This is a genomic window from Streptomyces sp. XD-27 (assembly GCF_030553055.1).
GTDB lineage: Bacteria > Actinomycetota > Actinomycetes > Streptomycetales > Streptomycetaceae > Streptomyces.
Genome location: NZ_CP130713.1, coordinates 1,120,279 through 1,146,424, shown reverse-complemented (window position 1 = coordinate 1,146,424; position 26,146 = coordinate 1,120,279). Strand labels below are relative to the sequence as shown.

Here is a 26,146-nt window from a genome sequence, read left to right as displayed (position 1 = left end):
ATGACGTGGGTCGCCGCGGTCGCACGGTTGCGAGCACGCCGGGAGTCCGGCGTGCTGGTGACCGTCGCGACCGTGCGCGGCCATGCCCCGCGCGACGCCGGCGCGAAACTCGTGGTGGGGCAGACCGAGACGTGGGGCTCCATCGGTGGCGGCAATGTCGAGGCCGTCGCGATCGATCGGGCCCGGGAGATGATCACCGCGTCCAAGCCGGAGCCGGAGCTGATCGATTTCGCCCTGAACGACAAGGTGACCAACCAGCATGGCGTGCAGTGCTGCGGCGGCACGGTCTCGGTGCTGCTCGAACCGCTGCCGGTGGTACGGGCGGTGGCGATCTTCGGCGTCGGGCACGTCGGGTTGGAACTGGCGCGCATCCTGGCCCGTCAGGACCTCGACCTCCACCTGATCGACAGCCGCTCCGACATCCTCACCGAGAAACGGCTCGACGTGCTGGCAGACGCGGTGGCGCAGGTGCACGTGCATCACACGCCCCTGCTGCCCGAGGAGGTGCTGGCGGAGTTGCCGCGCGGCACCCACATCCTGATCATGACGCATGATCACGCCGAGGACGCCGCTCTGTGCGACGCAGCCTTGCGCACCACCCACCTCGGCTCCATCGGGCTGATCGGATCGGCGGCCAAGTGGGCACGGTTCCGCAAACGCCTCACCACCGAGGGCGGCCACGACGAGGCCACCATCGATCGGATCAAGACCCCGATCGGGCTGGCCGACATCACCGGCAAGGAACCCGCGACCATTGCCGTGAGTGTCGCCGCCGATCTGCTGCGCAGCTTCGAAACCGAAGGGAACTGACTCTTCCACCGGGCCGACAGCGGCGCCCCGCGCTCGTGCGAACGCACATCTGCGGGGCACCCCTTCGGCACGCCTGAGCCCGTCACGTCCACGGGCATCGGCCTCAGTGCGCGCGCCGGTTCTGGTCGGAGTCTCACCATGTCACCTCGCCCAGGTCGGAGCCCATGCCACAGAACCTGTTCCCTGGAAGTCGGCAAGGCGGGCCGGACGAGCGTCGGATCACGAGTGGGTGGCGGAAACTTGTTGGTGGCAAAGCGACCGTGCGCGTCCACTGGGTGGTGTCCGGTGGGTCGCCGTGGGAACTGCGCTGGTACCCGCAGGACGCCCGAGGTTCCGAAGCGCACGGCCCGCCCCGACCGGCCAGGCCGGTGACGCTCCGTCGGCTGCTCAGCCGCCCGCGGGACAGGGCCCCGCGTGCACCGCGTCGAGGACCAGCCCGAGCAGTCGGCCGGGCTGGGCGGCGTCCTCGCCGCGGACCGTGGCCAGCGCGACCCCCACCACCAGCTGGATGAGGTCACCGGGGGCCAGGTCGCCTCGGGCGGTCCCCGAGCGCTGAGCCCGGACGAGCAGTGCGGTGGCCGCGTCCTCGATCCGCCGATGGCAGTCCACGCCCAGCATCTCCGGTTCATGGAGCAGCAGGGAACCGCCCAGCCCTTGGTTGACCCGGGCGTGCTCCAGGAAGGCGTGCAGCCACTCGGCGAGCGCCCGGTCAGCGGAGTCGGCGGTCAGCAGCCGCTCGGCATGCCCGCACAGCGTATCGATCCGGTCCCTGAGCACCGCCGCCAGCAGGGTCCGGCGGTTGGGGAAGTGCCGGTAGAGCGTGCCGGGCCCGACGCCCGCGCGCTGGGCGATCTCATTGAGCGACGCCTCGGGGCCGGACTCGGCGAAGACCGCACGGGCGGCGTCGACCAGGCGCTCGCGGTTGCGGCGCGCGTCCGAGCGGCGCGGCACCTCGGGCCCGGGCCGACTGTGCGCGGGCGTCATCGCATCCTCCTCCCTCACCGCTCGCATCGCGGCGGGCCGGGGTAGCCAAGCGGAGAGCTTCTCCGTATCGTACCGAAGTGGAAACGGAGAGGTTCTCCGGTACGTTCGTCCAGGGAGCATGTGATGACGCGCGACACACGGGGTGCGCTGGGCCGGGTCGGGATCTGGACCTTCGCCTTCGAAGGGCAGCCCGCCGGGCGGGTCCGCGAAGCCGCCGCGGAGATCGAGGAGTTGGGCTACGGAGCCATCTGGTACGGGGAGGCGTTCGGACGCGACACCGTGGGGCAGGGCTGGCTGCTGCTGTCGGCGACCCGGCGCATCGTGATCGCCTCGGGGATCGCCAACATCGCCTTCCGGGACCCGATCGCCATGGCGACCGCGGAGCGCACCCTCGGCGAGGCGTTCCCCGGCCGCTATCTGCTGGGACTGGGCGGACACCGGGTCGACGACACGGTCCACCACCACGACGGCTACCCGATGCCGGCCCGGGGCAGGGCGGTGACCACCATGCGCGGATATCTGGACGCGATGGACGCGGTCCCGGCCCACGGCCCCGTCCCCGACCCGACGCCGCGCCGGGTACTGGCCGCACTGGGCCCCAAGATGCTGCGGCTCGCCGGCGAACGCGCCTGGGGCGCCCACCCGTACTTCGTGTCGGTCGAACACACCGCCCGGGCCCGCGAGATCATGGGCCCGGACGCCTTCCTCGGCGTCGAGCAGGCCGTGGTCCTGGACACCGACCGCGCGCGGGCCCGCGAACTGGCCACCGAGCACGTCGCCGGGTACGTCTCCTCGGCACCCCACCAGGAGGCGAACGTGCGTCGCCTCGGCTTCGGCGACGACGACATCATCGGCGGCCCGAGCAGACGGCTGGTCGACGCCATCACCGCCTACGGAGACATCGACGCGGTGCGTGAACGCGTCCGGCACCATCTCGACGCCGGCGCCGACCACGTCTGCCTGCAGGTGCTGACCGCCGACCCGGCGGCGCTGCCGATGCCGCAGTGGCGGGAGCTGGCCCCGGCGCTGGTTCCGCGCGGCTGACGGTGACCCACCGGACACCCCCTGACAGGAAGGGGGTGGCCGACGGCACGACCGTCGGCCACCCCCGCATGGTCCCGCGTTACTCCGTGGTGGGGATCGGGCCCAGGTACTCCAGGGTCCAGGTCTCCTGGAACTCGGGCTTGGGCGCTACGAGTTGGAGCTGGGCGCCGCGGTGCCCGGCCCGCAGGGCGAGCCCCTTGTCCGACAGGATCTTGATTCCGCCGATGACCCGCTCGAAGGTGAACTTCGCCCACTCGGCGCGCGGCACGCTGTTGACGTAGAGCTTGTCCTCGGGGACGACGAGGCCTGCGGCGGGGTGGTAGGCGAGGTGGATCACGTACGGCGATTCGGGCGCGGGCTCCTGTTCGGGATCGGCGAGGTCGATGACCCACTCCTGCTCGATCGGAAGCGGGTTGAAGCGGTCGGTGATGACGGGGGCACCGTGCTTGACGGCGTACTCGGTGGCCGTCAGCAGGCTGGTGGGGCCGATGATGTGGGCGTGGATCTTGTACTTGCCGGGCTTGACCGGGATCGGAGCCATGTACGGGACTTCCTCTCTCACGGAGCGCGCCGATGGATGACCGGGCGCTGCCAGCACATGTCTCCACGATCGCGGCCGAATCGGTCACCACACAGGATCAGATGCGGCCAAGCCGATTACGGCGAGGACTGTTCGATCACAATTGCCAAGGCGGTGACCCGGGAGCACAGCGCACTGCCATAGCCGGTCTGCACCTTGAGCGGTCTCCTCCAGTGCCCGTGGGAGGTGAGCCCCCGCGCCGGGCCGCAGAGCCGTCGCGTGCCGGAATGACCCCGATGTGCGTTACAGCGCGGCGCGGTTGGCCAGATCGGAGCGCCCGGGGTCGATGACGCTCCAGTACGCGAACGAAAGCCAGCGTTTGCACGTGGTCAGGGACGGAAAAGGTGAGTCACCCATCGGCCGGCAGCGGAGTTCGACGGGGGGGAGGGTTCCACTGCGAGGGCGGTGCGGAAGGTCTTCACGGGGACGCCGCCCAAGGCGCGTTCGTCGAAGGAGAAGACGGGCCCGAGGCCGGGCGGGACGTCGGGGAGCAGGCGGCGGACCGGGCACAGAAAGCCGCTCCGTCCGCCTGGATCTGCGCTCAGAAGGCCGACTCCGATGACCTGCGCGCGTGGGCGCTGTCCACCCGCGCCAAGATCGCCTTCTGGAGCGGCCATCTCCATGCCGCCGTCGACCACGCCCAGCACGGCCAGACCTACAGCGGCCGCGGCCGCGGCACCGTCGGCACCCTGCTCGAATGGTGGCTTCAGGATCATTACGGGGCAACCCTTAGGAGGCGAGATGATCGCCTGGTTCCACGAAATCCCTGATGAAGGCCGAGCCGTCGCTGGGCAAGGCGGCCCCGTCTTCAGATCCCCCGGAGACCCCCAGGTCACGGCGCATCGCTTCTCTCATGGCGCCGACCAGGGACCAGAGCCCATGCTGGGATTCAGCAGCTGACCGCAGAGTCTCACCCGGACGGGCATTCCCCTGTTCCAGGCGCTTCACCTGCCCGTGAACCCGGGTCAGTCTCCCGTTCAGCTCGCAAGCCGGGGCAATCACGGCGTCGGGGGCGATCATCAGGGCCTCGGACCAACGGTCGCGGTAGGTGGCTTTGGCCTCTTCCAGGACCCGTATGTCCTCCTCCCCAGGGGAGCCGTCCCGCAGCACGTACAGGTGACGACTCAGCGCCGTTGCGAACTGCCGTGCATCACGGTGCAGTTCCGAGTAGCAGCGCCGCCTCAGTTCGCGGTTCTCGCGGGATTCCTGGATGGCCTGGGTCATCTCCAGCTCACGCCTCTTGGCCCTCTCGGCACCCCATTGGGTAAGGAGCGCGCCTCCGAGCGTGCCCGCCACACCCGTCATCGCAAGCAGCACCACTCCAACATCCATGGGGGCACCCTAAGACGTCGTCGCATTTGGCGTGATCGCTGGTGTTCTGGCGTGGCGACGGTGGAGCGTCTTGTCCCGGACGGATCAGGGGAGTTGTTCCAGCGGGTGGTACCGGGGGCGCCGGCATCGCAGCAACCCTCATCTGCTACCGCCGACTCCCCACATGAAGCACCTCGCAGGCCCTGCCTCATGACGCCGGGAGGCATTGCCTCCCGGCTTGGCCAGCGGCGTCGTGATCAGAGAGCCTGAGGAGCATGCTGCTGCCCCTCACCCATCTGAAGACCGATCTTCTCGAGGTCGTCCGCATCACCGATCCCGCCAGGCACCTCACCTCGGAGGACCTGGTCGGCGACGCTGTCGCGATCTGGGAGAGCGACCAAGCCCAGCAGGCCCTGACGCTGATCGCCGATCTACCAGGCAGCGAGATGTACCGCTGCTTCCTCCCTGGCTGGGGAATCCGCGCACACAGCTCCACCGAGCTGCTCTTCGAGGTCGCCTTCTGCTTCCGCTGTCACGGAGCGCGCATCTGGGGCCCAGACGTTCCAACCGAACAACAGGGCCAGACCTTCAACGCCGAGAGCCCTACCGCTCGTGAGCTACTTCGCCGATTTCGCTCCTGCACGCCGGAGTGACGCACAGGTCTCCCATCACCGGCAGGCTGCACACCCGTCGCCAAATGCAACGACGTCTTACTCCAGTTGTAGGTCGTGATCTTCATGGTCGGTGGTCTGTCTGGTGGCGGTAGTGGTCGGCTTGGGCTCGGCTGGGTGAGGGTGTGGGGGCGGCGCGTAAGGTGCCCGGATGGTCGGGATACCAGAGGCGTTCACGCGGAGCACTATCGAGCGTGAAGGGGAGCCGGGAGCGGATTGGCTGGCCGCGCTTCCGCGGATTGTGGAGGAATTGCTGGGGTGTTGGGGGTGCGTGCTGGATGGCGAGGCCATGCATGGGGGTGTCGGGCTCGTCGTGCCGGTGAGGCGGCGGGCCGAAGGGGCGGCTGTGTTGAAGGTGTCGTTTCCGCACCCCGGTAACGTTCACGAGCCGGACGCGTTCGAGGCATGGGGCGGGCGCGGAGCTGTCCTGCTGTACGAGCGCGACGACGAGCGTTTCGCGATGCTGCTGGAACGGGTCCGGACGTCGACGCTGGCGGAGGTCGAGGACGGCGATGAGGTGGTGCTGGTCGCGGGGCGGATCAATCGTCGGCTGGCCGTCCCCGCGCCGCCTGGCCTGCCCCGGCTGAGGCAGCAGGCCGATGCCTGGGAGGAGCAACTCCGCAAGGACGACCGGGAGCTGACCCACACACTGCCGCGTTACGTAGTGGACGCCGCCGTGGCGACCGTCCGCGAGCTGGGCCGTGTCCAGCCGGACCGCCTGATCCATGGCGACCTCCACGCCGGAAACATCCTCCCCGCCGACCGAGAGCCATGGCTGGCCGTCGACCCCAAGGGGTACGCAGGAGACCCCGCCTACGACGGCGGCACACTCCTCAAGTCGCGCGCGCTGACGCTCCTCGAAGCGGACGATCTACGTAAGGCCGTCCACCGCATCCTGGATATCTTCGCCGAGGCCGCGGAACTCGATCGCGAACGCGTCCAGCGTTGGGCCCTGTTCCATGCTGTCCAGGCTGCGTTCTGGGGTCGCCGCCACGGATTCCGTATCGCCCGCAGCGGACCACGATTGGACTGGATCACCCAATTCGCGGACCGCCTGGCGGAGTTGCTCACGGAGCGCGCTTAGCGCGATCTTTCCGCTGGAGGCTGGTGCGGGGGAGTGAAGCCACCGGTGATCACCGGTGTGCGAACCCCATGCAGGAGGAGTTCATCGCGCACGACGCCTTCCGGTGCGGCTACTGCACCCCGGGGCAGATCGTGTCGGCGGTCGCCTGCGTCCAGGAGGGACACGCCTCCAGCGACGCGGAGATCAAGGAGTGGATGAGCGGCAACATCTGCCGATGCGCCGCGTACCTCAACATCAGAGCGGCCATTCGCGCCGCGCGCGAGCGGGTCTGAGGGGGCTTGAAGATCGTCATGCATCCCATCAGCTATCTGCGGGCCGACAGCGTGGAGGCGGCCGTCCGTGCCGTCCGGGGCGACCCCGGCAGCGCCTTCCTCGCGGGCGGCACCACCGAGGTCGATCTGCTGCGCCAGCACGTCCGCACGCCGCGCCGCCTGGTCGACGTCAACCGACTGCCGCTCACCGGCATCGAGGAGCTGCCGGACGGAGGGTTGCGCATCGGCGCGCTCGCCCGGATGAGCGACACCGCCGAGTCGCCGACCGTACGGGAGCGATTTCCCATGGTCGCGCAGGCGCTGGAGCTGGGCGCCTCCGCGCAGCTACGCCATATGACCTCCATGGGCGGCAACATGATGCAGGCCGTGCGCTGCGGCTACTACCGGGACCACCAGGCCGCGTGCAACAAGCGCGAGCCGGGCACCGGCTGTTCCGCGCTGCTCGGCGTCAGCCGCGGCCACGCCGTCCTGGGCACCAGCGAACACTGCATTGCCACACACCCCTCCGATGTGGCCGTCCCGCTCGCCGCCCTCGACGCCGTCATCCACACCCGTACTCTGGTCGGCGAACGGCGGTACGCCTTCGGGGAGTTCTTCCTTGAGCCGGGGTCCACGCCGGACCGCGAACATCCGCTGGAGCACGGCGAGCTGATCACCGCCATCGAGGTGCCCGCCCTCCCGATGGCGCGCCGCTCGCTGTATCTCAAGGTGCGCCACCGCGGGACGCGTTCGCACTGGTCTCCGTCGCCGCCACGCTCAGCGTGATGGACGGGGCGATCAGCGACGTACGGATCGCCCTGGGCGGCGTGGCCACCAGGCCCTGGCGGGCCCACCGCGCCGAGGCCGTCCTGCGGGGCGCCCCCGCCACGGACGAGAGTTTCACGCGGGCGGCCGAGGAGGAGCTGGCCCCCGCTCTGACCACCCCCATGAACGCCTTCAAGCCCGAACTGGCACGGCGCACCATCGTCCGGGCACTCCGGACCCTCACCGGGAGCGCGTCATGAGCACTATGCCCGCCGCCTCCGACAGCACCATGCCCACCGCTTCCGACAGCACCACGCCCGCTGTCTCCGCCGGTCCCATCGGCCGCCCCCTGGACCGGGTGGACGGCCCGGTCAAGGTCATCGGTGCAGCGCATTACGCGGCGGAGATCCCGCTGCCCGGCCTCGCCCACGCGGTCCTGGTCGGCGCGCGCATCGCCCACGGCCGCATCACCGCCATCGACATCTCGGAGGCGGAGCGGGCCATCGGCGTCATCGCCGTCCTGACCCACGACACCATCGGCAAGATCGTTGGGCAGCCTCCTCTGGTCCCGTCCCTGGAGGGAACCGCCGCACCGGGCGAGACGTTCTTCCCGATGCAGGGCGACCGGGTCCACTACGCGGGGCAGCACGTGGCGATGGCGGTCGCCGACACCTACGTCCGCGCGCTGCACGCCTCCCGGCTCGTCCGCGTGGAGTACGCCGAGGAGCCCGCGGTCACCGTCATCGACCAGGGGAGGGACGCCGCCTACGAGCTCGAGACGGTCTTCGTCGGGTTCGTCCCCGGCCGCTCCGAGCGCGGGGACGTCTCCGCCGGGTTCGTCCCCGGGCGCTCCGAGCGGGGCGACGTCTCCGCCGGGCTGGCCCGGGCCGCCGCCATCGTGGAGAGCACCTACTCGTTCGCGGCGAACCACCACAACCCCATCGAGACCCACGCCGCCACCGCCTCCTGGGAGGACGACCGGCTCACCCTGTACGACACCACGCACGGCGTGACGGCCCCTCAGCACACCGTCGCCGCGCTGCTCGGCATCCCGCACAGCCGGGTCCGGGTCATCAGCCACTACACCGGTGGCAGCTTCGGGTGCAAAGGCCAGGTCTGGCACCACGCCACCCTGGCCGCGCTGGCGGCCCGCGCCGTGGGACGCCCCGTACGGCTCGCCGTCACCCGTGAGCAGATGTTCTCCTCCTGCGGCCACCGCGAGGAGCAGGAGCACCGTGTCACCCTCGGCGCCGACGACCAGGGGCGGCTCACCGCCGTACGCCACCACAAGCTCTCCCTCACCTCCCCGTTCGACGACTTCGCCGAGCCCTCGCTGGAACTGTCCGGCAAGCTGTACGCCTGTCCCGCATTCGAGCGCGTCTACCGGCTCATCCACGCGAACACCATGACCCCGACGTTCACCCGCTGCGCGGGCGTGGCCACCGGCCTGCTGTCGCTGGAGTGCGCCATGGACGAGCTCGCCGAGCGGGCGGGGATCGACCCGCTTCAGCTGCGGCTGCGCAACTACGCGGAGACCGACCCCGAGACCGGACGCCCCTGGAGCAGCAAGGGGCTTCGCGAGTGCTACCAGCGCGGCGCCGAGCGGATCGGCTGGCACCGGCGGGCCGACCCGCCGCAGCGGGACGGGCCATGGCTGATCGGGCTGGGCATGGCGACCGCGGCCTATCCGGTTTTCGAGCCGTACAACCCGGTGCGGGCCCGGGCCCGCATCCACGCCGACGGTACGGCCGTCGTCCAGGCCGCCGTCACCGACATCGGCACCGGGGCCCTGACCTCCATGACCCAGGTCACCGCCGAGGCTCTGGGCCTGCCGGTCGATCTGTGCCGGTTCACGGGTGGGGACACCGATCTGCCGCACGTGGCGTCGGCCGTGGGATCGGCAGGGGCGGGGATGGTGAGCGCGGCCGTACACACGGCCGGTACGGCGCTGCGCGACCAGCTGATCGCCCAAGCCGTGGCCGATCCCGGATCGCCACTGTACGGGGCGCATGTGAAGGACGTCGTGGTGCGGGACGGAAGGATGCGGCTGCGCTCCGCCCCGGAGACCGGCGAGAGCTACGCCGCGCTGCTGCAACGGAATCTCCTGCCGGACGTCGAGGTCACGGGAGCGTGGGGCCCGCCACCGCGGGACGCGCCCTGGGCGATGGTCACCTTCGGCGCCCAGTTCGCCGAGGTCGGCGTCGACCCGGAGCTCGGCCTGATCCGGGTCCGCCGGATGGCCGGCGCCTTCGCGCCGGGCCGGATCCTCAACGCCGAAATGGCCCGCAGCCAGCTCATGGGCGGCATGATCTGGGGCCAGAGCCAGGCACTCCTGGAGGCGACCCACATGGACACGGCCACCGGCCGCTGGGCCAACACCAGCCTCGCGGAGTACCTCGTACCGGTCAACGCCGATGTACCCGACATCGACGTCGACCTCATCGAGGTGGAGGACGCCGTCGTCAATCCGCTCGGAGTCAAGGGCGTCGGCGAGATCGGCCAGGCGGGGGTGGCGGCGGCCATCGCGAACGCGGTGCACCATGCGACGGGACGCCGGTTCCGCAAGATGCCGATCACCATCGAGGACTTGGTGGGAGTCGCCTGGCTACGTGCCCCTGAAGAAGTAGCTGGTACACGCCCTCGATGACGCGCTTGTCCCCAACGGTCTCGAGTGGTTTGACCGTGCTCACCGAGTCGGTCGCGGTCGTGCCGTCGGGGGGGGGCTGGGAGCGGATGGCCGTGTCGCGTTCCAGGTTGTTGGGCAACAGGAAGCCCTTGCTGACGTGGTTCATGACGACTTGACCGCGCCGGCCGTATGCGACGCGCTCGCGGGTGTCCGGATCGATGACCCAGAAGGTGGTCCAGGGGGAGGGCGGGTCGAAGGTGCACGGTTCGCCGTCGGCGAGCCCGGGACGTTCGCCCAGGGCCAGGGCCTCCAGCCACGTCGTGTGGACGGCGGGGTGGTTTCCGGGGGCGTGCAGGGCGAGCACGTCCCCGCGGCGGGTCCACACCGCCCGGCCGGTGCGGGCCGGCGGGTCGCGCCAGTCGTTCACCGCGCCGACCGGGCGAGCGGCCTGCGCGCTGCGGTACGCCTCGGCGGCGCAGGCGCGGATGCTGTGGATCGCCGTGCGGACGTTGGTCAGCGGGGTGCCGGACATGCGGCAGACAGCGGTCGCGTACTCGGTGGCGGTCGGGCCGGCCACGGTTCCGGTGGCGAACAGTTCGCCGGCGTGCTTCAGAGCGGTCAGGCGGTCCTCGGGCAGGGCCGCTGCCTTGCGCAGGGCGCTGATGGCCCGTGAGACGTACAGCTTGGGCACCAGGCAAGACTTGCGCGGCACGCGAGGCCGTACCGAAGCCGTCGGCTTCGCCGTGTCCGTCAGCGGCTGAGAACTCCTCACGCAATGCGGGTTTCAGGCGGCTCCGCGCCGCGAGAGCGATCACCGGCTTGATGCCTCGGGCCCACACCTGACGGCGGTAGCAGTCGTGATCCCAGCCGTGGTCAGTCAAGGATCTGCATCGGCCGCTGCCGGATGGGGTACCGACCGACGCCGTCGCGGTCCGCCGGCCCGACGGCGCCCACCACGCGGTCACCGTCGGCCGCCGGGGTCACGGCAGCAGTCGCTGCTCCTTGGCGACCGCGACCGCGCCCGCCCGGGTGTCCACTCCCAACTTGCCGTAGATCCGGCCCAGATGGGTCTTGACCGTGGCCTCGCTGATGAACAGGGCGCGGGCGATCTCCCGGTTGCCCAGCCCGCGGGCGAGCTGGCCGAGGATGTCGAGCTCCCGGTCGGTGAGGGCGGAGCGCGGCCGCCGCATCTGCGCCATGACCCGCTGGGCGACGGGCGGGGACAGCGCCGTACGGCCTGCGGCGGCGGCCCGGATCGCGGCGAACAGCTCCTCGGGGCGTTCGGCCTTGAGCAGATAGCCGGTGGCTCCGGCCTCGATGGCACGGGTGATGTCGGCGTCCGTGTCGTACGTGGTGAGCACCAGGACGTGCGGGGCGCCGGGCCCGGCCGCGGCGATCCGGCGGGTGGCTTCGATCCCGTTGATCCCGGCACCGAGTTGAAGATCCATCAGGACCACGTCGGGCCGCAGCACGGCGGCCATGGTGACCGCCTCCTCGCCGTGACCGGCCTCGCCGACGACCTCGATGCCGGGCGCGCTGCCGAGCAGCGCCCGCAGTCCCGCCCGTACCACGGCGTGGTCGTCACAGAGCAGGATCCGCACGGGGGCGGGCGGGGCCGTCGAGCCGCCGTCGGAGGGGGAGGCGGTCATAGGGCGGGCTCCAGGGGAGGGCGGCGGACAGGACGGTGCCCTCGCCCGGCGCGGATTCGATGGTGAGGGCGCCGCCGAGCTGTGCCGCACGGGCGCGCATCGCGGGCAGTCCGTGCCCCCGGCCCGCGACGGGGCGCGCTGCCCCGGCCGGGCGGGTCTCCCCGGCCGGGCGGGCCTCCGCGACCGGCCGGGGCCCGCCGGCGGCCGTGTCGAAGCCCCGCCCGTCGTCGGCGACGTCGAGCACCACCTGGTCGCCCAGGAAGCTCAGCGTCACGGCGGCGGTCGTCGCGCCGGAGTGCTCGCGGACGTTGGCCAGCGCACCCTGGGCGATGCGCAGCAGCGCGGACTGCACCCGGTCCGGCAGCGGGGCCGGGGCGCCGTCGAGGTGGAACCGGACCTCCAGTCCGGGGCCCCGCTCGCGCGCGGCGAGCAGCCGTAGCGCCTCGTGCAGCGGCACACCGCCCGCCAGCTCCGCCGGGGCCAGGTCGTGCACGAAACGGCGCGCCTCGGCCAGGTTACGGGCGGCGATCTCGGTGGCCGTACGGACGTGGCGGCGCGCGGTCTCCGGGGCGTCGGCCCAGGTGCGGTCGGCGGCCTGGAGCAGCATCTGCTGGCTGGACAGCCCCTGCGCCAGCGTGTCGTGGATCTCCATGGACAGCCGCTGCCTCTCGGCGAGCGTCCCCTCGCGCCGCTCGGTGGCGGCCAGCTCCTCCCGGGTACGGATCAGGTCGTCGATCAGCGCACGCTGCCGGGCGGCCTGCCGCTCCATGTGCAGGAAGACCGCCGTGGCGATGGCGGCCACGGCGGGTGGGGCCAGCAGCAGATACGGGTCGAAGCCGCCCGCGAGCCGCAGCTGGGCGCCGACGACGAACGCGGTGAGGAGCGCGACCAGCAGCAAGGCCGCCCGCACGGGCAGCGTGCGCAGCCCCGTGTAGAACAGCGGCACGGCGCACCAGGCGAAGCTCGGCGCGAGCAGCACGAGCACCACCCAGATCACGACGACCGCGCCGAACCGGCCCGGAAGCGGGGGCCGCCCGGCGCGCGACGGGGAGGGGGGCGATGGGGAAGGGGGCGACGGGGGAGGGGGCGACCAAGACCCGCCGTGCGGCCCGCGGTCCGTGGACTGCGGCCCGCAGTCGGTGGACTGCGGGCCCAGGACCGGCCCCAGCGCGTACAGCGTCAGCAGCGCGGCGCCGAGCGCGATGACCCAGGGTGTACGGGGCTCCCCGGGGTGCCGGAGCAGGAAGCGCGCCAGCGAGGCCCCCAGCAGCAGGAAGAACGCCGTATGCATCACCGGGCCCAGCCAGCGGGCGTCCGGATCCGCTGCCGGGGGTCTCTTGCTGCGCACGTACGTCTCCTTGCCGGGGCTCTCCCAGCAGTCGTAACCCGGGCCGGGAGCGTCCCGCATCAACCGATCGGCTGATGCCGGTATCCCCCATCATGCACGGCCGGGGCAGCCGGTACGCCGATGCCCCGGACCCCGCCCCGCTTCGAGGATGGAGCCACGGCGGACCGGTTCCGCCCGTGCCGGCCCTTCGTGCCGAGCCCGTCGCCCAGCACCGAGCCCCAGGAGCCCCCGATGAAGAAGCTGTCCCCGCGTGCCCGCATGCTGACCGGAGCCGCCGCCACCGCGCTGGTCGGCGCGGTCGCTTTCGGCGCCGTCTCCGCCACCGCCGCCCCAGCCGCCCCGGCCGCACCCCAGGCCGCCCCGGCGCGGACCGAGGCGGGCGGCGCGGATCTGACCCGGTCCACGCACCTGTCGGCCGACGCCGCCACCCGCGCCGCGCAGGCAGCCCTGCACGCGGCGGAGAAGGACGGCCAGAAGGTGTCCGTCGCCGTGGTCGACCGCAACGGCAACACGGTGGTCACGTTGCGTGGCGACGGCGCAGGACCGCAGTCGTACGCCTCGGCCGAGCGGAAGGCGTTCACCGCCGTCTCCTGGAACGCCCCGACCTCCGAGCTGGCCAAGCGCCTGGAGCAGGCGCCGAACCTCAAGGACATCCCCGGCACCCTCTTCCTGGCAGGCGGCGCACCGGTCAAGGCGGCCGGCGCCCCCATCGCGGGCATCGGCGTCGCCGGGGCGCCGAGTGGTGACCTGGACGAGAAGTACGCCGAGGCGGGCGTGGCGGCCGTCTCCCGCTGACCGCGGGGCGGCGGGGCGCGGGTGCGGCAGGGGCACCGCCGCTCCGCCGCCGCCGGGGGCCCGGCCCCGCCTGGAACCGGTCCCCACCACGTCCCGTCGGCGCCAGCCTCGCGTCCTGCCTGAGCCGCCGGTGGCCTTCGGCGATCGTCCAGCAGGTCTTGCGCGCCACGGCAACGCCGGACACCGCTGTCCGCGGACCGCCCACGCCCTCAGGGCACCCCGCACAGCGTGTGCCCCACCGGGGAGCGCTCGTAGAAGACCTCGCGTCCGCTGCGGTTGCGGATGACCAGACCGCTCTCGTGCAGCACCTTGAGGTGCTGGCTGATGGCGCCCGGCGCCATGGACAGCCGGCGCGCCAGGATGCTCGTGGTGGCCGCCTCGGTGAGGGCGACCAGGATCCGGGCGCGGGTGCGGCCGATGAGAGCGCTGAGCGCGTCGGTTGTGGGCACGGTCTCGTGCGACCAGACCGTGGCGACGCCCGGGGCGGGATACACCAGCATCGGCTGGTACGGCTCGGCCATCACCGTCGTGTCCGGCCAGTGGAAGACGCTCGGTACGAGGATCATGCCGTCACCGTCGAGGGGTCCGCTGCGCCGCCAGGCGCGGGTCCGCACGCGCAGGCGGCCGTCGTGCCAGGTGATGTTCGGGTGCAGGTCGTTGAACATCGCACCGGCGCCGTCGCGGGTCAGTTGCCGGGCGCGGCGCAGCACCTCGGACTCGAACAGGCCGCGGATCTGCGGCCAGAACGGGTCCAGCGCCGTGTCCCAGTACAGCCGCAGCTCGGCGGCCGCGCGGGCCACCCCCGCGGCCGGATCGGCGAGGAACTCCCGCACCGGCGGGGCGTCGGCGCCCGGAACCCGGGCCGCCTCGCGGGCGGCCTCGTCCGGGTCCGCCGCGGCGACCAGCTCCAACTCGGCGGTGACGTCCGGCAGTGGCCCGGCCGGGGGCGGGGTCAGGAAGTCGGCGATGTACGGGCCGAGCGGCACCAGCGCGCACAGCAGTCGCAGGTCCAGACCGGCGAGCCGGGGGCGCACGGCGCGGATCCACGGCAGGTGCAGTGCGTGGCGGCCGGGATCCCGCAGCGTGCGCAGACTCGCGACCGCCTCCGACAGCGGTGAGAAGGCGAACCTCAGACGCGCGAGGTCGGCGGAGGTGAAGTCGAACTCGGCGTACGAGGATTTAGGCACAGATGAAACATTTACGGGGCGGGGGCGTGCTGGTCAAACATCGTCGTCACGGCCGCCGAACGGCCGACCACCCATCAACCACCCGTAAGACCAGGGGAAATGACGATGTCGAACCCATTCCACGAGTCCCTCACCGCGGACAACGCCGCTCTGCTGCTGGTGGATCACCAGATCGGGCTGTTCACCGGCGTACGCGACATCGGCGTGGACGAGCTCAAGCACAATGTCACCTGCCTGGCCAAGGCCGCGCTGCGCCTGAACCTCCCCGTCGTCGTCACCACCACCGCGGCGGACGGCATGTGGGGACCCCTCATCCCGAGCTGCGGGCCGTACTGCCGGAAAACCTCGAGGTGATCGACCGGAGCACGGTGAACGCCTGGCACGACGACCGCGTCCGGAGCGCGATCGAGGCGACCGGACGCGACAAGATCCTCATCGCCGGGGTCTCCCTCGAGGTCTGCGCCGCCTTCCCCGCGATCGCCGCTACCGCCGCGGGCCACACCGCCTACGTCGCCGTCGACGCCTCCGGCACCTTCTCCGCGACCAAGCGGGAGACCGGACTTCTGCGGCTGCGGCAGGCGGGGGTGATCGTGAGCGACTACGCCAGTCTCGCCGTGGAGATCCTCGCCGACAACGCCCATCCGATCGCGCCGGAGCTGTACGCGGATCTGGACATGCCGTTCGCCACGCTCGTCGGACAACTTGCCGCTGTCCGCGGCTAGTACTCCAGTCAGAAATCGTTGCCTGAGCTGGTGGCCAGGTGGAGGCGGCAGTGACGTTCCCTGACATGTCGCGCGGTGCGCGTCTGACCGCCCATAGTGCCGTCTCCACATCCCTGGCCTTGTGCGGTGATCGCGCCCTGAGCAAGCTCGTGGACACGGCCGTGCCGATCGGAACCGGCATCGGCGGGACGTCGGCTCTGCTGGAGGTCGCCGGAACCCCGGTCTTCGTGAAGCGGGTGCCCCTGACCGATCCGGAGAGGCAACCTGAGCACCTCCGGTCCACGGCGAACCTGTTCGAGCTGCCCGTCTTCTGCCAGTACGGCATCGGCGGGCCGGGCTTCGGGGCCTGGCGAGAGCTCGCCGTGCACATCATGACGACGAACTGGGTGCTCGCGGCGGAATACGAGGGCTTCCCCCTGATGTACCACTGGCGGGTGCTGCCGGACTCAACGCCCCTGCCCGAAGAACTGGCCGACATCGAACGGGCCGTCGCCTACTGGGGCGGCAGATCGCAGGTGCGCCGCCGGATCCAGCGGCATCAGACCTACGACCGCTGTTACACCGCCACGTATCTGGTGAACTGGCTGGTCACCGCTCTGTACGGATATCAGAGGGAGGACCAGGAGGGTCGCTACGCGCTGGTGCGCGCCTACGCGGAGGGCAAGCGCCCCACCGGAATCCCGGAGGAGGCCGCGGCGATCCTCACCCGGCACGCCCCGATCGCCGCAGCGATGTCCGACTTCAACCGCAAGCTCCAGCGCCAGAGCAGGCAGACCCCGTACCCGCTGCAGGAAATCCGCCAGCTTGGCGGGATGTACAGCTCCTCCCTTCGCTGACGGACGCCTGGAGGCCGGCACTGGCCACCCGCACGGCTTCACCCAGGGCAGAACGCCGCGCCCTTCCCCCGGCGCCCCGGATCTCTAGGCTGAAGGGGTGAGTACTCATGCGCCGAACGACGCCCGCGTCATCCCCCTGCGCCCGCAGACCTCGCCGCCCGGTTCCGGTGGGGCGACCCGCGCCCCGCAGCGACCGGCGGGAGCCCCACAGACACCCGCGCCGAGGGAACCCCTGTGGCGCGACCTCGTCGGCGATGTGCTGCGGCGCGAGCGGCTCGCCCAGGAGCGCACGCTGAAGGACGTCGCGGAGGCGGCTCGGATCTCGATGCCGTACCTGTCGGAGCTCGAGCGCGGACGCAAGGAGGGCTCCTCCGAGGTGCTCGCGGCCGCCGCCCAGGCCCTCGGGCTCGGCCTCGCCGACCTGCTCTCGCTCGCCCAGGACGAGCTGGCCCGGTACGCCCGGAGCCGGGTGGGCCGGGGCCGCACGGCGCCCACGGCGCAGTACGACGGCCTCTGTCTCGCCGCCTGACCGAACCGGCGGCCGGTACGGACGGGGCGCACGGGGCGCACCACCGCCGTACCGGCCGGCTCGCCGGCCTTCGGCCACGGCCGCGCGGGGTCAGACGAACGCGAGCCGTCGGCTCAGCACCTCGTCGGCGAGCCCGTAGGCGACGGCCTCCTCGGCGGTGAGCACCTTGTCCCGGTCCATGTCCGCGCGCAGCGTCGCCACGTCGTGATGCGTGTGCCGGGACAGGACCTCCTCCACCTGCGAGCGGATGCGGACCATCTCCTTGGCCGCGAGGCTGAGATCGGAGACCGTCCCCTGCCGGCCGCCGCTGGCCGGCTGGCCGAGCAGCACCCGCGCGTGCTGGAGCACGAACCGTCGCCCGGGATCTCCGCCGGCCAGCAGCACCGCCGCCGTCGACGCCGCCTGACCGACGCAGAACGTGGAGATCGGCGCCTGCACGAACGTCATCGTGTCGTAGATCGCCATCAGCGAAGTGAACGATCCACCGGGCGAGTTGAGATAGATCGAGATCTCGCGCTCGGGGTTCGCCGACTCCAGATGCAGGAGTTGCGCGATGACCACGTTGGCGACCCCGTCGTCGATCTCGGTGCCGAGGAAGATGATCCGCTCGTTCAGCAGCCGGCTGAAGACGTCGTAGGACCGCTCGCCCTGCGCGGTCCGCTCGATGACGTAGGGAACCGTGTACGACCCCATGTCACAACCCCATCCGTCGGCGCGACGCGGCCGGGCGGATGTCGGCGAGCGACTCCACCACCCGGTCCACCATCCCGTACTCCCTGGCCTGCTCGGCCGTGAACCAGCGGTCCCGGTCGCCGTCCCGCCGAATCGTCTCCTCGCTCTGCCCGGTGTGCTCGGCGGTGATCCGCTCGATGGCCTTCTTCGTGAACTGGAGGTTCTCCGCCTGGATCTCGATGTCCGCGGCGGTGCCACCGATGCCCGCCGAGGGCTGGTGCATCATGATCCGCGCGTTCGGCAGCGCGAACCGCTTGCCGGGCGCCCCCACGGTGAGCAGGAACTGGCCCATGCTGGCGGCGAACCCCATCGCCAGCGTCGAGACCTCGTTCGGGATGAGCCGCAGGGTGTCGTAGATGGCGAGACCGGCGGTGACCGACCCGCCGGGGCTGTTGATGAACAGGCTGATGTCGGTGCGCGGGTCCTCCGCCGACAGCAGCAGCAACTGCGCGCACACACGGTTGGCCGACACGTCGTCGACCTGTGTGCCGAGGAGGACGATCCGCTGGGCGAGCAGCTGTGCCGCGAGATGGTCGTCGAAGCGGCTGGGCGGTGTGTCGCCCTCCTCCGCGCGCGGCTGGAGCGTGGTGAGTGAAGTCATCTGGTCTCCTTTGGTCTCCGTCGAGGCAGGGACGCCGTCGACTCCACTCTTGACCTCGGGAGATCCCCGGATGCGGTTTCTCTGCCCGCCGCAGATTCGCCACGGGCAGAGATGACGGACGCGGTGCCGACAACTGCCTGCGCGTCGTCGTCGCGATCAGGGCCGACTTCTACGGACGCTGAGCCGAGCACCGCGGCCGCTCGTCAGCGGCTTCGGCCGGAGGACTGATCGAGCGGTCTGAACGCGACCTCGCCCGCCGCTGCCTCCACCACATGAACCGACACCCCGCGGCACCTCCACACCGAACCGCTTTGCCGCCAGACGAGGGTGACCGCGGCGGTCTTCGGCGGGTCGGCCTCAGGCCGAACGTGTCGACGGCGGCACGTGGTCGTCCGAGGCGGCGAGCGCCCGGTAGAGAGGATCGGTGCTGAGAAGTTCCTGGTGTGTGCCCACCGCGCGGATACGGCCGTCGTCCAGCACGACGACCCGTTCGGCGTGAGCGGCGAGGGAGAGCCGCTGGGTGACCGCGACGACCGTGCGCGCCCTGGCGTTCTCGACGATGGTCCGCAACAGCACCCGTTCGCTCCGGCCGTCGAGCTGTGAGGTCGCCTCGTCCAGAAGCAGCACTTCCGCCTGGCGCAGCAGGGCCCGGGCCACCGCCAGGCGCTGCCGTTGTCCGCCGGAGATGGTCACGCCGCGCTCGCCGAGCGGAGTGTCCAGGCCCTGGGGGAGCGAGCCGACCCAGTCATCGAGCCCGACCGCGCTCAGCACGGCCGCGACCTCGGCGTCACCGGCATCGGAAGCCCCATAGAGAACGGCCTGGCGCAGGGTCGAGCCCAGGAGGGGCGACTCCTGCTCCACATAGGCGAGCCTTCGGCGCAGGTCGCCTCGGTGGAAGTGCCGTATGTCGACGCCGTCGAACCGGATACGGCCGCGGTCCGCGTCGACGAACCGCTCGATCAGGCTCAGCACCGTGGTCTTGCCCGCACCCGACGGGCCCGCCAGGACGGTCAGACCGCGGCCCAGGTTCAGCGACAGCCCCTTGATCACGTCCGTACTGTCATAGCCGAACCACACGTCCTCCAGGACGACGCTCCCCGCGCCGGGCTTGTCGCGCCGGTGTCCGCTCGGTGTGCCATCGGTGCGGGCGCCCTCGCCGTCCTCGAGAGCGGACTCCACCGGCAGCTTCCTGATCTGCTCGAGCCGTTGGACGGCGGCGAGGCCCGACGAGATGGAGGGGGCCGCCTCCGTCAACCTCTCCACCGGCTCCCGCAGATACATGGCGTACAGCAGAAACGCCACCAGACCGCTCAGCGTGAGCTGGCCGGAGGAGACCTGGAACGAGCCGATGCCCAAGGCCACCAGGAAGAGCATTTCCATCGTCCCGAGGCCGACCGCGTCCACTACGGCGGCCCACTTCGCGGTGCGCACCCCGGAGCGGTAGGCGGCCGCGGCCTCCCCGTTGATCCGTCGTCGCTCGTCCGGCTGGGTGGCAGACGCTTTCACCGTTCGGAAGGCGATCAGGACGCGTTGCAGTGCGGTGAGCATGCGGCCGATCCGGTTCTGGGTGTCCTCGGCGGCTTCGAAATGGCGTCCGATCGCCCACCACTCGACCGCCGTGGCGCACGCCAGCAGGGCGACCAGCACCAGAGCGAGGAGGCCGTTGATCGTCGCCATCAGGGCCAGCGCCGCGAGCAGCGCCAAGGGCGCGACGGCGCCGCGCACCAGTGCCTCGGTCAGGGTCTGCTGCAAGAGGGTGGTATCGCTGCCGACCCGGGACAGCAGATCACCGGTTGGCAGTCTCTCGACCTCCGTGACCTGGCCGTCCAGGATCCGGTCCGCTGTCTCCTGTCGGATCCTGAGTACCAGTCGCTGTCCGAGGCGTCCCAGCAGGAACACGGTGACAGCGGCCAGCGCCACGCCGACGACGGCGATCCCGCCCAGCGTGAGCACCGGGGTGGAGAGGTCACCGTCGTCCTGCAACGCGTCCAGTACCCAGATGACCACCAGCGGTTCCACCAGCACGGCGGCATTGGACAGCAGTTCCAGGATGACCAGACCCGCGAGCGCGGCACGGAACCCGTGTGTACGGCCCCACAGCGCCAAGACCGGGTTCTCGCTCCCACCTGCGGCGCCCGTCGGCCTGTCTGCCACGCCCGAAGCGGTCAATTTCCTCTCCTCGAATACACCGGCCACCGGCGGTCAGGTCAACTGGAACCTGTACGAGAACCGGTTGAGGTGCATCACCATGCACGACAGAAGAGCGCCGCCCTTGAGGTACTCGCTGAGATTGATGAGTTGGACCTCGAAGGCGAACTTGCGGGCGAGGTCCTCCAGCATCCGGTTCTTGAGGACCTCGGAGTCGTAGTCCTTGTCGCCGACTGCCAGTTCGTACAGGTGTGAGGCGTTGACGATGACGTTGTGCAGCCGGATCGAGTTGCAGACCCCCGCATAGGCGGCGTCGACTGGTACGTCGATGATCTCCGTGTGTCGCTCGAGCTCGCGCATCTCTTCCGGGGTGTAGAACTCCGTGCTGACCAGAGTCTGCTCGCTGGTGAGCGGGAAGACGGTGCAGTCGAGGTGGTACAGGTACGGATCGGTGAGCGCCAGCTTGACGACCTTCATGTCAAAGGTGCGCTCGAGCCAGTTGTACGTCTCCCGCTCCGACCGCAGCCCGTACCCCCCCACGTACACGTTGTCGTGCAGATGCTTCAGTTCGGCCTCACCCTCGAACTTGGTATCCGGCACATAGGTCCTGTACCCCATCGACCGGAAGAACCGGACTCCCACTTCGGTCTCGCCGCGCCGGGGTTCGCTGGTGAAGTTCGACAGCACCACAGTGTCGGCCCCGGGTACGTGCTCGAGGACGATGCCCAGATTGGAGGTGAAGACCAGATCCTGGAGGCCGTCGGTGCGCGGCGTCGGCAGAAGATAGACGAGCGCCTCACCGGCCAGGTACCTGTAGAGCGTGAAGAACTGGGCGTATGACCGAACATTGTCGGGCACCCGCTCCGCTTCCGACAGCTCCTCCATCCATGCGTTGTTGGCGACCTCTGTGGAATAGGAAAACGGTGCGTTCATCAGGAATGCCGGCTGATCGAGGAGCGTGGGATTTCGGGGAGGTGTTTCCTGCCGCTCGATGTCGAATGCATCGGATGTCATGATGAACCCTTCCGCTTTATGGCCTCATGCGGTCGCCCTGGTTGTGCGCCGGATCTTGATCAGTGGATCGAGACCTGCCTCCACGTGGCAACCGGTGGGTATGACGGGGGTGAAATCCCATTCCCCGGACAGGGGAACGATGAGATCGACCTGCGATCCGAAACGAATCTGTGAGAAGCGCTGGCCCTGCGTGAACTGGCAGTTCTGTTCCAGTCCGAACGGCGTGATCGCGTTGATGTCGTATTCGGCGACCTGGAGCACGTAGTAAGACCTTCCCAGAGTGGGGGCGTCGATCCGATTGACCACCCGCTGGTTGTGGTGGAGGTAGCTCGCCTTCCGGGTGTCGATCCGCAGATCGTCCAGGATCGTCCGCTCCGTCGGCAGCATGGGGAGGTTGTATGTGCGGATGGGGCTCAGGGCGCGGTAGGAGAGCCGGCCGGAGAACGGTATCCGGTTCACGTGGACGTCGAAGAAGGTCATGAATATGCCGACGACCAGGCTGTGTTTATCGTAAAAAGGATCCCGCAGCGCATGGCGCAACGTGTACGACCTGCCCTTGATGTCCAGCAGGTCGGCGTCCGCCTTGACTTCCTTCTGATACAGCACGATTCCGTCGGCCGGCGAGAAAAAGTAGGTGTCGTCGATGAACGTCGCGCGGACCGGGTCTCGGAAGAAATGGTTCTCGGACAGCCAGGATAGTGGCTTGTCCTGCAGCGGGCGCACGTCCGAGTCTATCCAAGCTTCGAGCGTTTTCACGATAATTCCCCGCCGTGAGGTGGGCACGGTCACGGATGTTCATCACGTGTCCGAAGGTTCCGGATGGATGCGCCTGTGTGGCGCATATGCCCACGGAGCGACTCGGTGTCCCCACTCGCAGTGCCCCGTGCTGGCTAATTTAGCATTTGCTTATGTATATTAACTATTTCACTGCCGCCTTGGGCTGTCAAGAAATAGCAGCTGCGCGGCCTGCCTCAGGCCAGTTGCCTAGCCGTCATGGCGGCGCAGGTCGAGGGTGGCACAGTGGAAGGAGCCGCCGAGGCTCTGAACATGTTGGAAGGGGCAGCGCAGGGGTGTGAAGCCCAACCCGCCGAGCAGGTCCGCCATGGCGTCGTCCGCAGCTTCGACCACCACCTGGTCCGGGCCCACGACGAGCAGGTTCATGTGGACCCAGGCGCTGGTCATGAACAGCGGCGGCCAGGAGCGGGGGGTGGGGGGCGGGGCGGCCACCAGGTGCCAGTCCCGCAGGGGCGAGCGGCGCAGCTGGTGCGGGGCGATGCGTTCGGGGTTGTACAGGGCCAGGCCCTCGCGCAGCGGGCACAGCGTGGCGTCGATGTGCATGGCGTGCGGATCGTCGGGTCCGACGAGGTGGACGCGGTGTTCGGGGCCGAGTCGCTCTTGCAGGTGGGCGACGCCGGACGGGTTGGTCACATGGCTGAGCTGACCGAGGACCACCTCGCCCAGGCGCAGGAAGTCCGCGGCGTCCCAGGCGGGCCTGGTGTTGTTGATCACCCAGCCGTCGCGGGATCCGGCGCCGTCCAACAGACCGCTCGTCTCCCGGTCGACACCGGCTGGCAGCCACCGGGCACCTTCCTTCACGAGCCGCTGGACAAGCGGCAGGTAGGCATCGTGCTCGCGCCTGCGGCTGCGCCAGGCCATCGGGGCCTCGATGATCCGCTCCCCGGTGACGAACAGCCCATCCCGGGGCATGGCGGAGCTGTAGCCTCCGAGTGCTGCCCAGTCCAGGCTCAGCGGCCGGTGCACGCGCACGCCGCGCTCCGTCAGGAGCGTGGCCAGTTGGTCGAGTTCCTGCTCAGCAGCGTGCACCACCTCGGCAGGAAACGGGTTTCCGGGGACGAAGCGGCTCCAGTGCTCACGCGGCATGGTGGCGCGCACCATCGCGGTGTCCTCGGCCGGGAACATCGCCCCGTGTGCGACGCCCACGACCACTTCGCGCAGGGGATCCCACTCGTTGGCCGCGTGGACCGGGGATGCGCGTGCCCCGTCCCGTATCGACTGTGGTGAGTGATGATCCACGTCACCATTGTGAACACTTCGTGGCCGGGGCCGCATCCGCACCGGTCAGCCAGGCTCGGGACAGCCCGCAGTTGTGCAGCGGCCCCGCTGCCGTGCAAGTGGGGCTAGGTGAGAGAAAACCCGCCATGGTTCGCCCCCATCGTCGCCCGCCTCTGTGGGGCACTACCCGGCCCCTGAGGCAGCGCGGGCCTCGCGGCGATAGCCACCGGGGGCCTGGCCGTACTCACGCTTGAACGCCTTCGCGAAGGCGTACTCGGAGCCGTATCCGGTCCGCGCGGCGACCGTGGTCAGCGGGGCCTCGGACTCGCGCAGGAGCTTGGCGGCGGTCGTCAGGCGCCAACGAGTCAGATAGGCCATGGGCGGTTCGCCGACGAGGGTGGTGAAGCGGCGGGCGAAGGCCGCGCGAGACAGCCCCGCCCGGCCGGCCAGCGACTCGACGGTCCACTGCGCCGCGGGGGCCTCATGGATGGCGGCCAGGGCCGGTGCGACGGCGGAGTCGCCGAGCGCGGCGGCCCAGCCCGCGGCGGCCGCGGGAGGCTGGTCGTCGAGCCAGGCGCGCAGGATGTAGAGGAGCAGCGAGTCGATCAGCGCGGGGACGATGCCGGTCGAGCCGAGTCGGGGGTTCTCCAGCTCCGTACCGAGGAGCTGGACCGCGGCGCACAGCTCGGGGTGCCGGCCGTGCCTCGTGGGCAGATGGATGACCTCGGGAAGCTGGCGAACGAGCGGGTGCGGACGGCCTTGGTCCAAGTGGTAGTTGCCGCACAGCAGGCTGGTACGGGGACCGTCGCCGCCGAGGGTGACCGTACCGATCGGTGTACTCGGCCGGTACTGGTCGGGCCGCTCCGCCTCGGCCGGCGTGGAGGGGCTGTCGGCGAGGATGTGGCCACGGCCGTCCCGCAGGAAGATCACGTCGCCGGGGCTCAGGGCGATCGGCTCCGCGTCGGAGGCGTTCTCGAGCGGGACCAGCCAGCACGTTCCGTACAGCACTACGTGGAAGCCGGCGCCGGCGACCGGGGGGAGGCGCAGGCCCCAGGGCGCGCGGCCCTCAGTGCGTACGGACGTGGGATGCCCGGTCCGCATGGAACTCAGCGCCTCGGTCAGGATGTCCAACGCCTTCCCCTCCTCCCCAGCTCCCCGCGACCAACGCCTGTCCTTGTCCGGCCTCCACCTTAGGAGGTCGCTCACGTGACGGTGAGGACGACCTTGCCCTGGACTCCGCCGGACGCGACCAGCTCATGGGCCTTGGCGGCGTCGGTGAGCGGGAACGTCTCGGCGACGTGCGGGCGAATGCGACCCGCGTCGACGAGTGCGGCGATGGCCTCCAGCGAGGCGTAGTCGGGTTCGACCGAGATGCCTGCGAAGCGCCGACCGGCGGCCTCGATCTCGGCGGCGAGCTCCTGGTTCCAGTGCTCCATGATGCTGACGAGGGTGCCGCCGGGCCGCAGGACGCTCAGGGCGCGGGTGCCCTCGGACGAGGAGTCGAAGACGACGTCGACATCGCGCACCGCCTCCGTGTAGTCGGTGGTCCGGTAGTCGATGACCTCGTCGGCGCCCAGGCCGCGCACGAAGCCGTGCTTGGGCTCACTCGCCAGGGCGATGACGTGGGCGCCGCGGGCCTTCGCGATCTGGACGGCGAAGTGGCCGACGCCACCGGCCGCGCGATGAATCAACACCCGCTGCCCTTCGGCCACCTGGGCCGCGTCGACCAGGCCCTGCCAGGCGGTGAGGGCGGCGAGAGGGATGGCGGCGGCATGCACGTGGTCGAGCGTGGCGGGCTTGCGGGCCACCTGCCGCGAGGGGACGGCAACGTAGTCGGCGTATCCGGTGGCGGCGCGGGGGAAGAACGGCATGCCGTAGACCTCGTCGCCCGGCTTGAACCGGGCACCCGGACCAGCCTCCTCGACGACGCCGGATATGTCCCAGCCGACGCCGAACGGCGGCTCGCCGAGCAGCGGGTACGCACCCGACCGGACCGCCACATCGACCGGGTTGACCGCGCTCGCGTGGACGCGGACGAGGACTTCGCCGCCGAGCGGGGTGGGGCGCTCGGTCTCGACGGTTTCGAGGACCTCGGGGCCGCCGAAGGACTTCTGGATGACTGCGCGCATGGGAGGGCTGCCTTTCGTTTCGTCCGGATCCTCGTTCGGCCGGCTCTTGATGTCTCCAACCTTAGGAAGATCGAACGAGCCGATGAATATCCTCCTGTCTTCGAAAGATGTCCCAGCGTCTTCCAGGTCGCGCACCCTGGCTGTCCGGGCGGCGTGCGACTGACGGCCCTGGTCGGCCTTCGGCTGGGCCTGCATCGGAAGTGGATCTTCAACGTCAACTCAACGGTGTGCCGGGCCCACCAGCATGCCGCAGGGGCGCGGGCCGCAGTTCGGCAGCTCGCGCCCCAGGCGCCAGCCATCGTCTTTCGGCTGGCGCC

28 protein-coding genes are annotated in these 26,146 nt (G+C 70.5%); 13 read left to right on the top strand and 15 right to left on the bottom strand.

Going from position 1 to position 26,146, the window contains the following annotated elements; all coding sequences use genetic code 11:
* Complete coding sequence (gene xdhC, locus Q3Y56_RS04845) at positions 1 to 810, top strand: xanthine dehydrogenase accessory protein XdhC (RefSeq protein WP_304465468.1); 810 nt, start codon at positions 1 to 3, stop codon at positions 808 to 810.
* 387 nt (positions 811 to 1,197) lie between these two features.
* Here xdhC and Q3Y56_RS04840 read toward each other — a convergent pair whose 3' ends face one another.
* Positions 1,198 to 1,794, bottom strand: a complete 597-nt coding sequence (locus tag Q3Y56_RS04840; RefSeq protein ID WP_304460735.1) for a TetR/AcrR family transcriptional regulator — start codon at positions 1,792 to 1,794, stop codon at positions 1,198 to 1,200.
* A 123-nt stretch (positions 1,795 to 1,917) separates the two neighbouring features.
* Here Q3Y56_RS04840 and Q3Y56_RS04835 point away from each other — a divergent pair, with 123 nt between their 5' ends.
* Positions 1,918 to 2,838 (top strand): TIGR03620 family F420-dependent LLM class oxidoreductase, encoded by a 921-nt coding sequence (locus Q3Y56_RS04835; protein WP_304460734.1) that lies wholly within the window; start codon positions 1,918 to 1,920, stop codon positions 2,836 to 2,838.
* 79 nt (positions 2,839 to 2,917) lie between these two features.
* On the opposite strand, the gene Q3Y56_RS04830 is transcribed toward Q3Y56_RS04835, so the two are convergent.
* Together Q3Y56_RS04830 and Q3Y56_RS04825 are read right to left on the bottom strand one after the other, a co-directional pair.
* Positions 2,918 to 3,379, bottom strand: a complete 462-nt coding sequence (locus tag Q3Y56_RS04830; RefSeq protein ID WP_304460733.1) for a hypothetical protein — start codon at positions 3,377 to 3,379, stop codon at positions 2,918 to 2,920.
* Positions 3,380 to 4,147: 768 nt separating this feature from the next.
* Positions 4,148 to 4,750: a hypothetical protein gene (locus Q3Y56_RS04825; RefSeq protein ID WP_304460732.1), complete on the bottom strand. Its 603-nt coding sequence runs from the start codon at positions 4,748 to 4,750 to the stop codon at positions 4,148 to 4,150.
* Positions 4,751 to 5,004: 254 nt separating this feature from the next.
* Here Q3Y56_RS04825 and Q3Y56_RS04820 point away from each other — a divergent pair, with 254 nt between their 5' ends.
* From Q3Y56_RS04820 to Q3Y56_RS04800, 6 genes are all read left to right on the top strand, one after another.
* Entirely contained in the window at positions 5,005 to 5,382 is a 378-nt protein-coding gene (locus Q3Y56_RS04820) for a hypothetical protein (RefSeq protein ID WP_304460731.1), read from the top strand.
* Positions 5,383 to 5,551: 169 nt separating this feature from the next.
* The gene (locus Q3Y56_RS04815; RefSeq protein ID WP_304460730.1) at positions 5,552 to 6,484 is read left to right on the top strand and encodes an aminoglycoside phosphotransferase family protein; all 933 of its coding nucleotides are present in this window, start codon (positions 5,552 to 5,554) and stop codon (positions 6,482 to 6,484) included.
* A 23-nt stretch (positions 6,485 to 6,507) separates the two neighbouring features.
* The gene (locus Q3Y56_RS04810; protein WP_369696708.1) at positions 6,508 to 6,756 is read left to right on the top strand and encodes a (2Fe-2S)-binding protein; all 249 of its coding nucleotides are present in this window, start codon (positions 6,508 to 6,510) and stop codon (positions 6,754 to 6,756) included.
* A gap of 18 nt (positions 6,757 to 6,774) precedes the next feature.
* Complete coding sequence (locus tag Q3Y56_RS04805; protein ID WP_369696707.1) at positions 6,775 to 7,521, top strand: xanthine dehydrogenase family protein subunit M; 747 nt, start codon at positions 6,775 to 6,777, stop codon at positions 7,519 to 7,521.
* Positions 7,521 to 7,760 (top strand): hypothetical protein, encoded by a 240-nt coding sequence (locus Q3Y56_RS33355; RefSeq protein ID WP_369696706.1) that lies wholly within the window; start codon positions 7,521 to 7,523, stop codon positions 7,758 to 7,760. Before Q3Y56_RS04805 ends, Q3Y56_RS33355 begins: the two co-directional genes overlap by 1 nt.
* Positions 7,757 to 10,147 (top strand): xanthine dehydrogenase family protein molybdopterin-binding subunit, encoded by a 2,391-nt coding sequence (locus tag Q3Y56_RS04800; protein WP_304460729.1) that lies wholly within the window; start codon positions 7,757 to 7,759, stop codon positions 10,145 to 10,147. Before Q3Y56_RS33355 ends, Q3Y56_RS04800 begins: the two co-directional genes overlap by 4 nt.
* Here the strand turns inward: Q3Y56_RS04800 and Q3Y56_RS04795 are convergent.
* The 3 genes from Q3Y56_RS04795 to Q3Y56_RS04785 form a co-directional block, all read right to left on the bottom strand.
* Positions 10,074 to 10,817 (bottom strand): hypothetical protein, encoded by a 744-nt coding sequence (locus Q3Y56_RS04795; RefSeq protein ID WP_304460728.1) that lies wholly within the window; start codon positions 10,815 to 10,817, stop codon positions 10,074 to 10,076. The two genes, Q3Y56_RS04800 and Q3Y56_RS04795, sit on opposite strands and share 74 nt — an antisense overlap.
* Before the next feature lie 289 nt (positions 10,818 to 11,106).
* The gene (locus Q3Y56_RS04790; protein WP_304460727.1) at positions 11,107 to 11,775 is read right to left on the bottom strand and encodes a response regulator transcription factor; all 669 of its coding nucleotides are present in this window, start codon (positions 11,773 to 11,775) and stop codon (positions 11,107 to 11,109) included.
* On the bottom strand, positions 11,708 to 13,066 hold the full coding sequence (locus Q3Y56_RS04785) for a sensor histidine kinase (protein WP_304465467.1): 1,359 nt from the start codon (positions 13,064 to 13,066) through the stop codon (positions 11,708 to 11,710). Before Q3Y56_RS04785 ends, Q3Y56_RS04790 begins: the two co-directional genes overlap by 68 nt.
* Positions 13,067 to 13,354: 288 nt before the next feature.
* Here Q3Y56_RS04785 and Q3Y56_RS04780 point away from each other — a divergent pair, with 288 nt between their 5' ends.
* On the top strand, positions 13,355 to 13,918 hold the full coding sequence (locus tag Q3Y56_RS04780; RefSeq protein ID WP_304460726.1) for a heme-binding protein: 564 nt from the start codon (positions 13,355 to 13,357) through the stop codon (positions 13,916 to 13,918).
* A 209-nt stretch (positions 13,919 to 14,127) separates the two neighbouring features.
* Here the strand turns inward: Q3Y56_RS04780 and Q3Y56_RS04775 are convergent, their stop codons facing one another.
* On the bottom strand, positions 14,128 to 15,105 hold the full coding sequence (locus tag Q3Y56_RS04775) for a DUF5937 family protein (RefSeq protein ID WP_304460725.1): 978 nt from the start codon (positions 15,103 to 15,105) through the stop codon (positions 14,128 to 14,130).
* 105 nt (positions 15,106 to 15,210) lie between these two features.
* On the opposite strand from Q3Y56_RS04775, the gene Q3Y56_RS04770 reads away from it, so the two are divergent.
* The 4 genes from Q3Y56_RS04770 to Q3Y56_RS04755 all read left to right on the top strand — a co-directional run bounded on the left by Q3Y56_RS04770 (position 15,211) and on the right by Q3Y56_RS04755 (position 17,192).
* Entirely contained in the window at positions 15,211 to 15,459 is a 249-nt protein-coding gene (locus Q3Y56_RS04770) for a hypothetical protein (protein ID WP_304460724.1), read from the top strand.
* Positions 15,405 to 15,827, top strand: a complete 423-nt coding sequence (locus Q3Y56_RS04765) for an isochorismatase family protein (protein WP_304460723.1) — start codon at positions 15,405 to 15,407, stop codon at positions 15,825 to 15,827. The genes Q3Y56_RS04770 and Q3Y56_RS04765 overlap by 55 nt, the downstream gene beginning before the upstream one ends.
* A 65-nt stretch (positions 15,828 to 15,892) precedes the next feature.
* Positions 15,893 to 16,663 (top strand): hypothetical protein, encoded by a 771-nt coding sequence (locus Q3Y56_RS04760; RefSeq protein WP_304465466.1) that lies wholly within the window; start codon positions 15,893 to 15,895, stop codon positions 16,661 to 16,663.
* A gap of 97 nt (positions 16,664 to 16,760) precedes the next feature.
* Positions 16,761 to 17,192, top strand: coding sequence for a RodZ family helix-turn-helix domain-containing protein (locus Q3Y56_RS04755; RefSeq protein ID WP_304460722.1), 432 nt, complete (start codon positions 16,761 to 16,763; stop codon positions 17,190 to 17,192).
* Positions 17,193 to 17,282: 90 nt separating this feature from the next.
* On the opposite strand, the gene Q3Y56_RS04750 is transcribed toward Q3Y56_RS04755, so the two are convergent.
* The 8 genes from Q3Y56_RS04750 to Q3Y56_RS04715 all read right to left on the bottom strand — a co-directional run bounded on the left by Q3Y56_RS04750 (position 17,283) and on the right by Q3Y56_RS04715 (position 25,829).
* Positions 17,283 to 17,885, bottom strand: coding sequence for a ClpP family protease (locus Q3Y56_RS04750; RefSeq protein WP_014172690.1), 603 nt, complete (start codon positions 17,883 to 17,885; stop codon positions 17,283 to 17,285).
* A 1-nt stretch (position 17,886) separates the two neighbouring features.
* A complete protein-coding gene (locus Q3Y56_RS04745; protein WP_304460721.1) occupies positions 17,887 to 18,525 on the bottom strand; it encodes an ATP-dependent Clp protease proteolytic subunit in 639 nt (212 codons plus the stop codon).
* 357 nt (positions 18,526 to 18,882) lie between these two features.
* Positions 18,883 to 20,694 (bottom strand): ABC transporter ATP-binding protein, encoded by a 1,812-nt coding sequence (locus Q3Y56_RS04740; protein ID WP_304460720.1) that lies wholly within the window; start codon positions 20,692 to 20,694, stop codon positions 18,883 to 18,885.
* Positions 20,695 to 20,727: 33 nt separating this feature from the next.
* Positions 20,728 to 21,687: a dimethylarginine dimethylaminohydrolase family protein gene (locus Q3Y56_RS04735; RefSeq protein ID WP_304460719.1), complete on the bottom strand. Its 960-nt coding sequence runs from the start codon at positions 21,685 to 21,687 to the stop codon at positions 20,728 to 20,730.
* Positions 21,688 to 21,711: 24 nt separating this feature from the next.
* Entirely contained in the window at positions 21,712 to 22,476 is a 765-nt protein-coding gene (locus Q3Y56_RS04730; protein ID WP_304460718.1) for a phosphatidylserine decarboxylase, read from the bottom strand.
* Positions 22,477 to 22,671: 195 nt separating this feature from the next.
* On the bottom strand, positions 22,672 to 23,721 hold the full coding sequence (locus tag Q3Y56_RS04725; protein WP_304460717.1) for an amidinotransferase: 1,050 nt from the start codon (positions 23,719 to 23,721) through the stop codon (positions 22,672 to 22,674).
* A gap of 162 nt (positions 23,722 to 23,883) precedes the next feature.
* Positions 23,884 to 24,831 (bottom strand): AraC family transcriptional regulator, encoded by a 948-nt coding sequence (locus tag Q3Y56_RS04720; protein WP_304460716.1) that lies wholly within the window; start codon positions 24,829 to 24,831, stop codon positions 23,884 to 23,886.
* Between the two features lie 71 nt (positions 24,832 to 24,902).
* On the bottom strand, positions 24,903 to 25,829 hold the full coding sequence (locus Q3Y56_RS04715) for an NADP-dependent oxidoreductase (protein ID WP_304460715.1): 927 nt from the start codon (positions 25,827 to 25,829) through the stop codon (positions 24,903 to 24,905).
* Positions 25,830 to 26,146: the final 317 nt, after the last annotated feature.

Excerpts from the sequence above, each read along its gene's own strand:
- Q3Y56_RS04830 (WP_304460733.1), bottom strand. The coding sequence starts at position 3,379 with ATGGCTCCGATCCCGGTCAAGCCCGGCAAGTACAAGATCCACGCCCAC.
- Q3Y56_RS04780 (WP_304460726.1), top strand. The coding sequence starts at position 13,355 with ATGAAGAAGCTGTCCCCGCGTGCCCGCATGCTGACCGGAGCCGCCGCC.
- Q3Y56_RS04715 (WP_304460715.1), bottom strand. The coding sequence starts at position 25,829 with ATGCGCGCAGTCATCCAGAAGTCCTTCGGCGGCCCCGAGGTCCTCGAA.
- Q3Y56_RS04820 (WP_304460731.1), top strand. The coding sequence starts at position 5,005 with ATGCTGCTGCCCCTCACCCATCTGAAGACCGATCTTCTCGAGGTCGTC.
- Q3Y56_RS04800 (WP_304460729.1), top strand. The coding sequence starts at position 7,757 with ATGAGCACTATGCCCGCCGCCTCCGACAGCACCATGCCCACCGCTTCC.
- Q3Y56_RS04815 (WP_304460730.1), top strand. The coding sequence starts at position 5,552 with ATGGTCGGGATACCAGAGGCGTTCACGCGGAGCACTATCGAGCGTGAA.
- xdhC (WP_304465468.1), top strand. The coding sequence starts at position 1 with ATGACGTGGGTCGCCGCGGTCGCACGGTTGCGAGCACGCCGGGAGTCC.
- Q3Y56_RS04785 (WP_304465467.1), bottom strand. The coding sequence starts at position 13,066 with ATGCATACGGCGTTCTTCCTGCTGCTGGGGGCCTCGCTGGCGCGCTTC.
- Q3Y56_RS04825 (WP_304460732.1), bottom strand. The coding sequence starts at position 4,750 with ATGGATGTTGGAGTGGTGCTGCTTGCGATGACGGGTGTGGCGGGCACG.
- Q3Y56_RS04840 (WP_304460735.1), bottom strand. The coding sequence starts at position 1,794 with ATGACGCCCGCGCACAGTCGGCCCGGGCCCGAGGTGCCGCGCCGCTCG.
- Q3Y56_RS04790 (WP_304460727.1), bottom strand. The coding sequence starts at position 11,775 with ATGACCGCCTCCCCCTCCGACGGCGGCTCGACGGCCCCGCCCGCCCCC.
- Q3Y56_RS04760 (WP_304465466.1), top strand. The coding sequence starts at position 15,893 with ATGTCGCGCGGTGCGCGTCTGACCGCCCATAGTGCCGTCTCCACATCC.
- Q3Y56_RS04745 (WP_304460721.1), bottom strand. The coding sequence starts at position 18,525 with ATGACTTCACTCACCACGCTCCAGCCGCGCGCGGAGGAGGGCGACACA.
- Q3Y56_RS04750 (WP_014172690.1), bottom strand. The coding sequence starts at position 17,885 with ATGGGGTCGTACACGGTTCCCTACGTCATCGAGCGGACCGCGCAGGGC.
- Q3Y56_RS04770 (WP_304460724.1), top strand. The coding sequence starts at position 15,211 with ATGTCGAACCCATTCCACGAGTCCCTCACCGCGGACAACGCCGCTCTG.
- Q3Y56_RS04835 (WP_304460734.1), top strand. The coding sequence starts at position 1,918 with ATGACGCGCGACACACGGGGTGCGCTGGGCCGGGTCGGGATCTGGACC.
- Q3Y56_RS04805 (WP_369696707.1), top strand. The coding sequence starts at position 6,775 with ATGCATCCCATCAGCTATCTGCGGGCCGACAGCGTGGAGGCGGCCGTC.
- Q3Y56_RS04735 (WP_304460719.1), bottom strand. The coding sequence starts at position 21,687 with ATGACATCCGATGCATTCGACATCGAGCGGCAGGAAACACCTCCCCGA.
- Q3Y56_RS33355 (WP_369696706.1), top strand. The coding sequence starts at position 7,521 with ATGGACGGGGCGATCAGCGACGTACGGATCGCCCTGGGCGGCGTGGCC.